The organism is Streptomyces sp. NPDC040405, from assembly GCF_055595765.1.
The window spans coordinates 468,393-479,661 of record NZ_JBVIVI010000002.1; the positions used below are offsets into that span (position 1 = coordinate 468,393).

Annotated in this window: 12 protein-coding genes, 1 tRNA gene and 1 pseudogene; 3 read left to right on the forward strand and 11 right to left on the reverse strand. The window is 67.8% G+C overall.

Translation table 11 applies throughout. The annotated features are described in order from the left end of the window. Positions 1-27: 27 nt before the first annotated feature. The 9 genes and pseudogenes from ACZ59A_RS09400 to ACZ59A_RS09440 form a co-directional block, all read right to left on the reverse strand. A complete protein-coding gene (locus ACZ59A_RS09400) occupies positions 28-216 on the reverse strand; it encodes a hypothetical protein (protein ID WP_470955680.1) in 189 nt (62 codons plus the stop codon). Between the two features lie 44 nt (positions 217-260). Further along, a complete protein-coding gene (locus ACZ59A_RS09405; RefSeq protein WP_470955682.1) occupies positions 261-647 on the reverse strand; it encodes a hypothetical protein in 387 nt (128 codons plus the stop codon). A gap of 95 nt (positions 648-742) precedes the next feature. Continuing rightward, positions 743-1,588 carry a helix-turn-helix domain-containing protein gene (locus ACZ59A_RS09410; protein ID WP_470955685.1) on the reverse strand — a complete coding sequence of 282 codons (846 nt, stop codon included), beginning with the start codon at positions 1,586-1,588 and terminating at the stop codon, positions 743-745. A gap of 27 nt (positions 1,589-1,615) precedes the next feature. Then, positions 1,616-2,128 carry a DUF6879 family protein gene (locus tag ACZ59A_RS09415; protein ID WP_470955688.1) on the reverse strand — a complete coding sequence of 171 codons (513 nt, stop codon included), beginning with the start codon at positions 2,126-2,128 and terminating at the stop codon, positions 1,616-1,618. Next, positions 2,106-2,336, reverse strand: coding sequence for a hypothetical protein (locus ACZ59A_RS09420; RefSeq protein WP_251770713.1), 231 nt, complete (start codon positions 2,334-2,336; stop codon positions 2,106-2,108). The genes ACZ59A_RS09415 and ACZ59A_RS09420 overlap by 23 nt, the downstream gene beginning before the upstream one ends. Positions 2,337-2,452: 116 nt before the next feature. Beyond that, positions 2,453-4,162: pseudogene (locus ACZ59A_RS09425) on the reverse strand (relaxase/mobilization nuclease domain-containing protein). Next, on the reverse strand, positions 4,159-4,806 hold the full coding sequence (locus ACZ59A_RS09430; RefSeq protein ID WP_470955691.1) for a MobC domain-containing protein: 648 nt from the start codon (positions 4,804-4,806) through the stop codon (positions 4,159-4,161). Before ACZ59A_RS09430 ends, ACZ59A_RS09425 begins: the two are co-directional and overlap by 4 nt. A gap of 180 nt (positions 4,807-4,986) precedes the next feature. After that, on the reverse strand, positions 4,987-6,156 hold the full coding sequence (locus ACZ59A_RS09435) for a DUF3631 domain-containing protein (protein ID WP_470955694.1): 1,170 nt from the start codon (positions 6,154-6,156) through the stop codon (positions 4,987-4,989). A gap of 679 nt (positions 6,157-6,835) precedes the next feature. Further along, positions 6,836-7,069 carry a helix-turn-helix transcriptional regulator gene (locus ACZ59A_RS09440; RefSeq protein ID WP_470955697.1) on the reverse strand — a complete coding sequence of 78 codons (234 nt, stop codon included), beginning with the start codon at positions 7,067-7,069 and terminating at the stop codon, positions 6,836-6,838. 465 nt (positions 7,070-7,534) lie between these two features. On the opposite strand from ACZ59A_RS09440, the gene ACZ59A_RS09445 reads away from it, so the two are divergent. After that, positions 7,535-7,816, forward strand: a complete 282-nt coding sequence (locus ACZ59A_RS09445; protein WP_470955700.1) for a helix-turn-helix domain-containing protein — start codon at positions 7,535-7,537, stop codon at positions 7,814-7,816. Between the two features lie 54 nt (positions 7,817-7,870). Continuing rightward, a complete protein-coding gene (locus tag ACZ59A_RS09450) occupies positions 7,871-9,055 on the forward strand; it encodes a tyrosine-type recombinase/integrase (RefSeq protein WP_385147264.1) in 1,185 nt (394 codons plus the stop codon). Positions 9,056-9,146: 91 nt separating this feature from the next. Here ACZ59A_RS09450 and ACZ59A_RS09455 read toward each other — a convergent pair whose 3' ends face one another. Together ACZ59A_RS09455 and ACZ59A_RS09460 are read right to left on the reverse strand one after the other, a co-directional pair. Next, entirely contained in the window at positions 9,147-9,494 is a 348-nt protein-coding gene (locus ACZ59A_RS09455) for a hypothetical protein (protein WP_470955703.1), read from the reverse strand. Between the two features lie 113 nt (positions 9,495-9,607). Further along, positions 9,608-9,680 (reverse strand) — tRNA-Arg (locus tag ACZ59A_RS09460). Positions 9,681-10,144: 464 nt separating this feature from the next. Here ACZ59A_RS09460 and ACZ59A_RS09465 point away from each other — a divergent pair. After that, positions 10,145-11,251 (forward strand): exo-alpha-sialidase, encoded by a 1,107-nt coding sequence (locus ACZ59A_RS09465; RefSeq protein WP_470955706.1) that lies wholly within the window; start codon positions 10,145-10,147, stop codon positions 11,249-11,251. Positions 11,252-11,269 lie beyond the last annotated feature (18 nt).

An 11,269-nucleotide genomic window follows, 5' to 3' on the forward strand; every position in this document is an offset into this window, starting at 1 on the left:
AAGGCGCGTTGCCCGAGCGGGCCGTGATCAGAGGTGTTCGAGAGGCCGGTAGGTGGTCCGGGCCTCTCGCATGATCAACGGGGCGCGTCCGGCGAAGTGCAGAACGCGGTGGGCCGGAGTGTCGGCGGACCTCATGTCCTGGACCCGCTGGTACTGGCCGTCGAGGAGGATGAAGTCGCCGATGCGGACATCGGACGGCGGCCTCGTGGCACCCACCGTGCCGACAGGCGGAGAGGGTATGGAGGACTGCTCCTGGGTTCTCACGGCGCATTCAGCCCGTTCCGCTCGGAGTAGATCCACAGCAGCCGTCGCGTCAGAAGGGCAATATCGCGGAGGTACACGAAAGTCCCGAACGTAGGCGTTTCGACGGTCGGTCGATTCGTTAGGTCGATCAGTCTGGTCCCCTCGCGGATCAGCTCCCGCACCTCGCGATTGTCTTCGGCGCCCAAGTCCTCACCGAGCAGACGGTTCAACTCATTTGCCATCTTCGGCAAGTGCCTGTCCATTGCCGCGCGGGTCGTGGTGCCCATCCGCAAACGGAGGACGATATCCGTTTGCCAGGAGATAGCCGCCACGTCGATGAGGGAGAAGTCGACCTCAGCGTCCTTGGCCGCCCCCAGTGCCTTGCCCGTACTTGCCACAGCCATCGCTGACCCTTCCCGAGCACGCTTTCATCCGTGCCAATAAAGCTAGGAAAGGGCAGGGGTAGGGCACCACGAGTGTGCCCGAACTTGCCGGACGTTCACCCTAGAGATTCGATGGCACCGGTGATGAGTTCACGTGCGGCGGGGCCGTAGACGGCAAGTTCGGCCAGCTCGCTGAACGTCCTGGCATACATGGCAAGCTCGTTCTTCTGGACGACGGTGAGATGAGCCGAGATCAGTTCGACGTTCACCAGCTCGTCGTCGTACAGGAAGAATCCCTCGACGGGCCACAGGCCGGAGCGGTCGGCGTCCTGGGGGATGATGCCGATGCTCACCGACGGGAGGGCCATGACACTGAGGAGATAGCCGAGCTGGCCGGCCATCACCTCAGTGCCGCCGATGCGGTACCGCAGGACGCTCTCTTCCAGGAGGATGGCGAACTTACGCTTCCCGTAGACGACCTGTTGCTTCTCCACGCGCACCTTTACGGCCGCCGGCACGTCGTCGATGAGTCCCCGGCGGTCACGAATTGAGGTCAGAAGTGCGGTGATGTACGAGGCCGTCTGCACGGGGCCGGGGATGAGCCAGGGCGAGTAGATGCGAAAGCGCTCGGTTCGCTCCCAGAGTGGAACCACGGCCTCCTGTGCCCACTTGAGCCCATGGCGTTCCATCTTGCGCCACTCGACGTACATGCCCTCAATTCCGCGGGCTGTGGAGATGAGATCCTCGGTCTCATTCTCCGCGCCACACGCGGAACACCAATCGCGAAGGTCACGCTCCGAGGGGGCACGAGTGCCGCTCTCGAAGCGTGAAGCCTTCGACTCATGCCAACCCAGGCACTGGGCCAGCGCTCGCTTGGTGAGTCCGGCTGCCTGACGGATCTCGGCCAGGCGTTGGCCGAGCGCCTTGCGGGCTTCCTGGACGCTCGAAGAGGGCGATGTCATGTCAGTGTGACGGTGCTGTTCGGACTGTCAGGTCAACTCGAATTCCGCGTGCGGCGTTGCCCGCTTCCATACGGCCTCGAAGGCCGACTCGCACAGCTTCACCGCCTCCGGATCCTCCGTGAGTTCGACCTCCATGTTCTCGCCCTCGCCGTCGAAGTGGTTGACGAGTACGAGGCTGGAGTCGAACAACCAGAAGTCGTTGCCCGGAAGTGCGATGTCGGTCGCGTTGCGCCGCGAGAGCCACCGCACGCTTTCGCCAGCAGCGATGTTAAGCCCGTCGGTCACGTCGTACTCGAAGCGGATGTACTCGCTGGCTGGTGTCGACACAACGCGGGCGCGCCGAACCTCGACACCTCGTGAGGTCGCCTCCGTGACGATGGCGTGCCAGTCGGCCCAGCGCGCCGCCGGATAGAGGACCACGCCGGCTTTCCAGTCGATGAAGGCCGGGTCCGACTTCATGTAGGCGTCACGCATCTCCAGGTGGACCGCAGTCCTCTGGCAGTCGCGGAACAGTTCCTCAAACGTCGGGGTCCTCGTCACCCTTCTTCACCTCCTGGAAGAACTGCACCATGCGCCGGGGGATCTCTACCACCGTCTCATGTCCGGGGATGTCCATCTGCCCGAGCCGCTCGTCGTCCTCTACCTTCCACCCCTGCACGACGTAGGTGTCCTTCTCATCGTCGAGGTAGACGGTGGGGGAGCCGCCGCTGGGGCTCTCCGGGTCCTTACCGAGCTTGATCAGGGCCATGATGACCTCCTCGGGTGCCGGTAACGATCTCTGTGCCAGAGCTTGCCCGTGACTCGGCTGCTTAGCCAGGAACTTGCCCTAACTTGCCAGGACTATCGGGGAGCGCCCCCAGCGGCCTACCGGCGTGGTCCATGAGGAGCAGGCCCTCCCTGCACGGTCCTGGCAGGTGACACCTCCGCTGGCGACGGAACGCTCCGCACGATGGACCGAGTCTGGGCCGCCCGCGCCCGAGCGCTGGGTGCCTGCCTCTGGGAGAGGCGGAGGATGCGCCAGGTGAGGACTTGTGCGGCCGAGTGGGCGTCGTCCAGGGTGCGCTGGCGCGCGACATGTTGCAGAAGACGCTCGGGGTCATGGCCCGCTGTCTCGGCTTCGGTGAGGACGGTGGCGAGTGCGGCCCATGCAGGGTCATCGAGGACCCGTTCCGCGTAGTCGGGCACGACGGCTCGGATCTGATTCGCGTGCCGTTCGACGGTGCGCGCCGGAGGCTGACGCCGGGCAAGGGCAGCCAGGGGTCCGCGCGCTGCTTCTTGGTAGGCGGCCTGGAGATGAGTCGCGGCCTGGTGGGTGGCGGTGACCTGCTGGTCGTGTTGGCGGAGCCGGTGCCAGTGGGCGGCGGCGGTGACGACCAGGAGGGCGACGTCGAGGAACATCGCGAGGCCAGACCCGTCCCCGGTGACGGGTGTGGTGCGCAGAGCGCGGATGGCGCTGCGCAGGGCTCGGGCCTGGTCCTGTTGGGCGCGGATGCGGGAGCGGGTGGCGCGTTCGAAGGTGATGGCGGCTTGCTGGAGCTGGGGTCGGAGGTTCTTGGGGGCGAGTATCGGCAGAACGTCGAGGGCTTCGCCGAAGGCGGCAACGTGTGCCTGGGCGGTTGCGTCGTCGGCTTGTACGAGGCGGTGGGGGATGGGTTCGGCGGCTGCGGTGGCCTGGTGCCAGGGGTTGGGACGGCGGTGGTTTTCCGGTGCGGGGGTGGGTGGAGTGTCGAGGTCGATGAGGCGTTCGCGGATCTTGGGGAAGGACAGGTCGGGGGCGAGTTTGGAGCCGGAGTACCAGATGGGCTCGCCTGCGGCGTTGGTGTCGCCGTCGAGGGCGATCTTGTAGCCGCGTATGTCGCCGGAGGGGAAGTACTGGATGTCCAGGTGCACGTTGTCGGTGCGGGTGAGGATGTCCAGGAATTCTTCGGGACTGGTGGCGACGGAGACCGCTGTGCGGACGGTGGAGCGCAGGCGTTCGCGGGCGGCCCGCTGATGGCCGGTGCGGAGGGCCTTCTCCTGCTCGGCGCGGGTGGGGCGTTTCGCGGCGGTGCGGTCTCTGCGTATGACCTGGTGTAGGCCGTAGTCCCTTTCGACGGTGGCGAGTTCCTTGTCGGCGGTGAGGTAGTCGTTCCAGTGGCGGGCGGTGCGCAGGTCGCCTCGGACCTTGGTGGCGGCGATGTGGATGTGGTCATCGGCGTGGCGTACGGCGACCCAGCGGCAGCTGTCGGGGTCGCCTTCGGGGGCGATGCCGGTGGCGGCCACGATGCGGCGGGCGATCGTGGCCCATTCGTCGTCGCTGAGGGTGCGGTCTTCGGGGGAGGCGCGCAGGGAGCAGTGCCACACGTGCTGCTGTGGTGCCCGGCCGAGGCGCTAGGCCTGGTGGAGGCGTAGGTCGAGGTCCGCTACGAGGAGTTTCCTGGTGGCGTTGAAGTCGTTGCTGCGGCCGGGGTCGGGGGCGAAGCCGTCCCAGGAGGCGACCAGGTGCGGGTCGGTGTGCTCGTTGGCTCGGCCGGGGCCGTAGAGGTACCTGATCAGGCCGGCGGTGTCCTTGCCGCTGCTGATCTTCGCGATCATCCGGCCGCCTTCGCGGAGACGGTGTGGTTCATGACCGCCGCGATGTCGCGGATCGTGACGCGGACGGTGTCCAAGGTGCGCTCCGCCTGGGTCAGGACGGTGGTGTCCACAGGGTGTGGGTCGCCTCCGACGTTGAGGCGGAAGGCGATCTGGTTGACGTTGTTGCCGATCGCGGCGACTTGGGCGCGCAGGGAGGCGAGCTCGTCGATCACGTCGTCGAACTGGGTGCGCTGGCCGGGGAGGCGGAGGTTGCCGTCGAGGTAGGCCATGACCAGGGCGCCGACGAGGTGGGCGGCGGCGATCTCCATCTGGCGGGCCCTGGTGGTGATCGCGTGCTTCTCGTCGACGCTGTAGCGGACATCGACACGCTCCTTGCGCTGGACGTCTTCGCGGGCACGACGGCGGGCGACTCGACGCAGAGCATCGTCGGCGCGGACGACGAGCGACTGCTCGGGCGCGTCGGCGGGCTGCTCCTCCTCGGGCACCCCCTGGTGCCCGAGGTCCTCCGCCACCCCCGGGGCGGAGGCATCCGCGTTGGACCGGCCCTTGGACGGTCCAACGCCATACCTTGCTGCGCTGTCCGGGGCTGAGATGGTGTGCGTCTGCTGCTGAGCTGTGGGGAGTTCGTGGTGCTGTTCGTGCATGGGGTGCTCCGGTGGTGAAGGGGTGTGTCACGTGCGTCGCATGCGTCCCATGCCTGGTCAGGACAGGTACGGACACTCGGGCAGGTACGGAGAAGTCCGTCCCGGCGAGGACATCCGTCCCCGCGCTGACCTGCGCGGGGACGGATGCGACGCAGTGATACGGACCCAGGGGGAGGCGGGTCAGCGGGCACGCTTAGGGCCAGCAGGGCCGCCGGGCGGACCGACGGGCAGCGAGCCCGCCGGGGCCGTGGGCGGCTTGCCCCGGGCCGAGGGCGCGGGCGTGGCGTCGTGCGCGGGGGCGGGCGCCGTCTCGGTGAGGTCGGGACAGTGCCGGGCCCAGCTGTCGAGGAATCGGTTACGGGCGTACCCCTTGGCCTGCCTGCCCTTGTCGAACCGGTAGTTGGCCGGGCGGATTTCGAAGTCCCGGAGCATGGTGCCCAGGTGGTAGGCGTTGAGTCCCTTGGTGCCGTGTTCCGCCCAGGGGGCGTCGGGGTCCTGGAGCAAGGCGGTGACCAGATCCAGGCTGGACAGGGCCTCGGGGTTGCCGTGTGCCTCGAAGACGTGGTGGATGTCGCGCAGCAGCCGTGTCTTCAGGTTGGTCTGCTCGTCCTGGACGGCCTCGAACCGGGTCATCGCCACGCAGGCCGCACGGGCGCTCGCGGGCCAGTGGCCGCTGGCCAGGTCGGCGATGATGACCAGCGGTTCCCAGGTGTCCGCCGCCCGGTCCTCCACCGGCATCGTCGGCGCCATGCGGCCGGCCGTGCCGTGCAGCGGTCCCAGCCAGGCGGCCACTTTGTCCCGCAGCGCGTTCAGCTCTGGTGTGGCGTGGCGCGAGCGGAACGGGGTCACCTTCTCGCCAGGCTTGCGCTTTTGCATGCGGAGCACGACTGCCCGGTCTGTGATCGTGTCGGGGAGGGCGCCGATCGAGGCCAGTGCGGCCATGGCGAAGGTCGGATACGGGGTCGGCTTGTGCTCCGGACCGGAGATGCGCCAGGCGGGTCGGTTGCGTTGGTGTCCGGCGTTCAGTAGGCCGCGCAGTTCCTCGTTGTCGCCCGCCTTGGGGCCGAAGATGGTGTCGGCCTCGTCCACCAGGATAGTTCGCGGGTTCTTGCCGATGACGCGGAAGAGCACAGCCGTGGACATGTTCACCGTCATGATCGGCTGGTGGACGGTCTCGTGAAGCACGTCCATCACCCGGGACTTGCCGCAACCCTTCGTCGGCCCGACGACCGCCAGACGCGGCGCGTGCTGCAGAACGCTCTGGATGTGCGTGGCCGCCACCCACAAGGTGACGGCGGTCAGAGCCTCGTCGCTGGGCAGCACGACGTACTTGCCTATCGCCGCCCGCAATTCATCCAGCAGTTCCGCACCCTCACTGGAATCCTGTTCCCCCGGGCCTGCCGGTCCCGAAGGAGGCCAGGAGCCGGTCCCGTGATCCGGTTCCCGTGCGTCGACGGGACCGTTCCCCTCCTGCTGTGCGGTTCCCGCCACGGGGTTGTCGGTCCCCAGCGGCTGGCGGGGACCGTGCTCACGGTCCCCATTGCGGTCCCCTGGTGCAGCGGCAGCCTCTTGGGGACCGGTCCCCGATTTCACGCCGCTGACCTGCGAGTTTGCGCCGGATGTCGATACGGGGACCGGGACGTGCGGGGACCGAGCAGCGGGCACGTCGCGGGGACGGTCCCCAACAGCGGCATCGGTAGACGGCTGGGGACGGTCCCTGTGTGCCTCCAGATCCGCGGGGTGTTCGACGGTCCCCGACGCAGGGGACCGTGTGTCCGCCTGATCCCGGTTGCGCCAGGGGATGCCCTCGCCGGGGACGGCGGGAGTGGGCCAGGCGGTGGGGGAGGTGTTCGTGGTGCTGGGGGACGTAGAGTCCTCCATAGGCGTTCCTCTCCGGCGAGGGGCAGGACGGGCAAGGTCCCGCCCCTCACCAGTTCGTTCGTTCAGGGAGCGGCGATCAGTTGGGAAGTCTTCGGCCCTCGGCGTTGGTGCGCCGGGGGCCGTTCCGTTGTCCGCTCCGGGCGCTGGGTCAGGCCGTGAGGTCGTACGACCTCTGGGTGTCCAGCCACGCGTCCACCTCCCGCCAGCGGTAGCGCAGGTGACGGCCGACCTTGTGGACGCTGGGGCCGATGCCCCGGTACTTCCACTGGTAGAGCGTCTTCACCGGCACCCCGAGGTAGGCGGCCACGTCGGTGGGAGTGGCGAGCTGGTCACGCTCGGCGCCGGCAAGGCACGGGGAGTGGTTCGGCAATGAGGTCTCCATATCGGAATCAGGGTTTTGGATGGCAGGCGTGGACAACACGGCCACACCACCAGCGGAAATATCCAGAGTGGATTCTGAACTCCCGGCTACTTCTGGCGGCGTGGCTGGGGAAGACCAAAACAGTAAGGGCGGATCCCCGGTTGCCGAAATCGCTCCCGCGGAGTCCGAAATTTTCTGCGGAGGAGCGGCCGTCTGAGGTGCCGGAATCCGATACCTCGGCAGCTCAGAGGTGGCATCCAGCAGTCAGCGGCGACACGGCCGGCCCACCGGACACCGCGTCCAATAGTCGCTCAAATCGCCCACATTTTTGACGCGGAGGGAAGGTAGCACAACCTCTCTGCTAAAACGGCTCGTGATGTATCGGAATTCGACGAGACGAACACCACTTCGCCCCCGGACATCTTTTGGAGAGTTTAAGAACTAACTCTTGCCATGCTGGCCGGCTGCAAGTTACAGCTATCTGTCATGCCCAACCGACCTGTCGAAATAGGACCCGCCGGCCTCCGCACCGCCCGCGCCATCGAGCGCCTACGCCTCGTGCGCGGCCTGGCCCAGCACCAGCTCGCCGCCCGCTGCACCGCACTGGGCCACCCGCTGGCCAACACCGCCCTCAGCCGCACCGAACGCGCCCACCACCGCTGCGACGTAGACGACCTTGTTGCCCTCTCCACCGCGCTCGGCGTATCTCCCGCGACCCTGCTCCTGCCGCTTCCCTCGGTGTCCAGTGATGACCGGAGGGGGTGCTAGTTGGCGCGGGTCTGGATTGAGGACCGCATAGGGCGTGCGGCCTACGTGCGCGCCGTGGCGGAAGCCAAGAGCGCGGGGCGTACGCCACCAGGGCGCTACCGCGTGCGCTGGTACGACCCAGATGGCAAGCCGAAGATGAAGACCTTCGCCCGCAAGGTCGACGCCGAGGCGGAGCGGACAAGGATGGAGGCGCGTCTCAACGACGGCTCCTACCGCGATCCCGCAGCCGCGCGGGTGAAGTTCGCCGAGGCGGCGGAGTCCTGGCTGGCGGCCCAGCTCCACCTCAAGCGCTCAACCCGAGCCCGCTACCGCGGCGTTCTCGACGTCCATGTGATCCCCAAGTGGGGCACCACCCCGCTGGACCGCATCCACTTCGAGGACATCGCGGAGTGGCTCGCGGATCTGCTGTCCGGCGAGGCGACCGGCGGCAGGAAGCTCAGCCCTCGATCGGTCCGCAAGGCGTACGTCGTCCTCAGCCGCGTTCTCGGCTACGCGGTCAAGGCTCGTCGTCTGGCGGTCAACCCGGCTGTCGGCGTGCCCCTGCCGAAGGCGATGCCGGCGGACCACGTGTACCTCGACGACATGCAGGTCGACGCCCTGGCCAACGCGTCAGGCGCCTACCGGGTGTTCATCTTGCTGCTGGCCTACACCGGCCTGCGCTGGGGCGAGGCGTCTGCGCTGAAGGTGGGGCGTGTCGACCTGGACGCCTGCCGGGCTCACATCGTGGAGGCGTACGTCGAGGACAACGGCAAGCTCTACCTCGACACCCCTAAGAACCACGAGCGCCGGTCCGTACCGATCCCGCGGTTCCTGGCCGACGTGCTGAAGCCACACATCCAGGGGCGGAGGGATGACGACTTGCTCTTCACCGCCCCGCAGGGCGGGCCGCTGCGAGCCCGCAACTTCCGTCAGCGATTTTTCGCGCCGGCGGTCGTGAAGGCCGGGCTGGGGCACCTCAAGGTCACCCCGCACAAGCTGAGGCACACGGCAGCCTCGCTCGCCATCGCCAGCGGGGCAGATGTCAACGTCGTACAGACGATGCTGGGCCACAAGTCCGCGACGCTGACCTTGGACACGTATGGGCATCTCTTCCCGGACCGCCTGGACGAGGTCTCGAAGAAGATGCACAAGCGCCGCGCCAAGCAGTTGGCCAAGGCGAAGACCAAGCTGGAGAAGGCGGAGAGGAAGGCTCGCGAGGCCGCCGAGATGGTGGCGGCCTTGGAGGAAGATTCCGCGTGATGTGTGCCTGATACGTGCCGGGGAGCCGTAGCAGAAGGGGCCACCCCACCGCGCTGAGCGGTGGGGTGGCCCCTTGCGTCTCTGCCGTGGATCAGGTCAGTCGCGGCCGGCGGCTTTCCTCCCAGAACCGGTCCATCGCAGCAGCGGCCGCATCCCCAGCCAACCGCTCGATCCTCTCGGGCACCTCGCGCTCGTCGAGCACGAAGAGCCTCCCGCCGACGAGGTGCGTGGTCGTCTTCCAGTCGAGGCGCTGTCCCGCCTCCCTGGCGGCACGCCGGACGTCCTTGAGTTCGCCCATCTCTGCAAGATCGTCCGCGCCGAGGATCAGCTGTCCGTAGTAGCCCTCGTGCTCGGGCTTCAGGGCGCCCCGCATCAGCGACTCAAGCCGCTCAACCAGCTTCTCGTGCCGGCGACGGGCCAGCTCGTCCTTCGCGGGCATTTCGCACAGCTCCTCACCGCTGCTCGCAGCGGCATGTGTGCCATATGTGTGCTGCGAGTACGAAAGCCCTCCCGCCCGTTGGGCGGAAGGGCCTCTGAACAGGCATTTTGCTGTGCCCCCGGCAGGATTCGAACCTGCGACACCCGCTTTAGGAGAGCGGTGCTCTATCCCCTGAGCTACGGAGGCATTCTGCTGACCACCCACAGCGTAGCGGATGCGGTCTTCGGGGTTCGCCCCCGTTGGGCGTGCGACCATCGGGTGGTGTGCAGAGGGAGGTATTGGGCGCTCGGCAATATAGTGCTTGTGCAACTAATGCGTACGCGCAAGGCGTCGTCTCGGCAGCCTGGAGCGGTGTGCGGGGCGGTGGCGTGCTCGGTGTGGTGGTTCTGACAGCCTGTTAGTGGCGCGTTAGTGGATCACTAATGGATCACCAGCGGCGACGAGCAGGCTTGTCGCAGGGTTCATATGCGCTTGCCCCCACAACGTCAGGAAGGCTCATGCCAACAAGCACCATTCTCCGTTCACGTCGGCGCAGCGGTCCGGCGGCGTTCCTCATGACGCTGGTTGCCGCGTGCACCGCTCTGTCCCTCGCGTCGTGCCGCGGCGACCCTTCGCAGGGCAGTGAGGGGAGTGAGTCCGGGAAGGGGGCGGTGAACAACAACGCCGCGCCTGGGCAGCAGAAGCCCGCCGCCGCGCTGGGGGAGGGCGGGTCGCTGTATCCGCGGGCGATCCGGCTGCAGCACAGCGGGGAGGCGAACGGGCGCGTGCTCGCCTCGTCCGTGGCGCACAAGGGCGGCAATGGCGTCGGGGAGATCCAGGAGAGCACGGACGGCGGGGGGAGCTTCCGCCACGTGGGCACCGTCGCCGCCCCCGCGGCCGCGGACGGCAAGGGGCTGTGCTGCTCCACGCTCTACGAGCTGCCGCAGCAGGTCGGCGACATGCCCGCCGGGACGCTGCTGTGGGCGGCCTCCTTCGGGCAGGACGAGAAGCCTGAGCCCCGCATGTCGATCCGGGTGTTCAAGAGCACCGATCACGGACGGAACTGGAGCAATCTGTCCACGGTCGCCACCTCGCCGAACGCCAGGGGGCTGTGGGAGCCGGAGTTCTCCATCGACGCCGAGGGGAACCTGGTCTGCCACTACTCCGACGAGACCGACCCGCGCCACAGCCAGAAGCTCGTCGCCGTGCGGTCGAAGGACGGCGCCTCGTGGAGCGGGCCCCGCGAGACCGTGACCAGCAAGCTGGAGTCGGACCGTCCCGGGATGCCGGTGGTGCGGAAGCTGCCGAACGGCACGTACGTCATGTCGTACGAGATCTGCGCCGCCGGAGGCAAGTACGCCTGCGTCGCGCATCTGCGGACGTCGCCCGACGGATGGGACTGGGGCGACCCGGCCGACCTGGGCACCCGCGCCGAGACGAAGGACGGCAAGTACTTCCTGCACGCGCCGAATCTGGCCTGGGCGCCGGAGAAGGGGAATCCGCAGGGCAAGCTGCTGCTGGTCGGGCAGGCGATGTACAACAAGGACGGCAGCCGGGCCGAGGGCAGCGGGCGCACGATCTGGACGAACAGCAGGGGCGGGGAAGGGGCCTGGCGCGAGATCCCGGCGCCGGTCGCCGTGAAGTCCGACAAGCTGGACTCCTGCCCCAACTACAGCTCCAGCCTGCTGCCTTCCGAGGACGGCAGCAAGGTGCTGGAGGTCGCGACGGACTACGACGGTGGGGTCTGCCGGCCGTACTTCGCCACAGGGGGCTCGTAAAACAGAGCGGGCACCGCT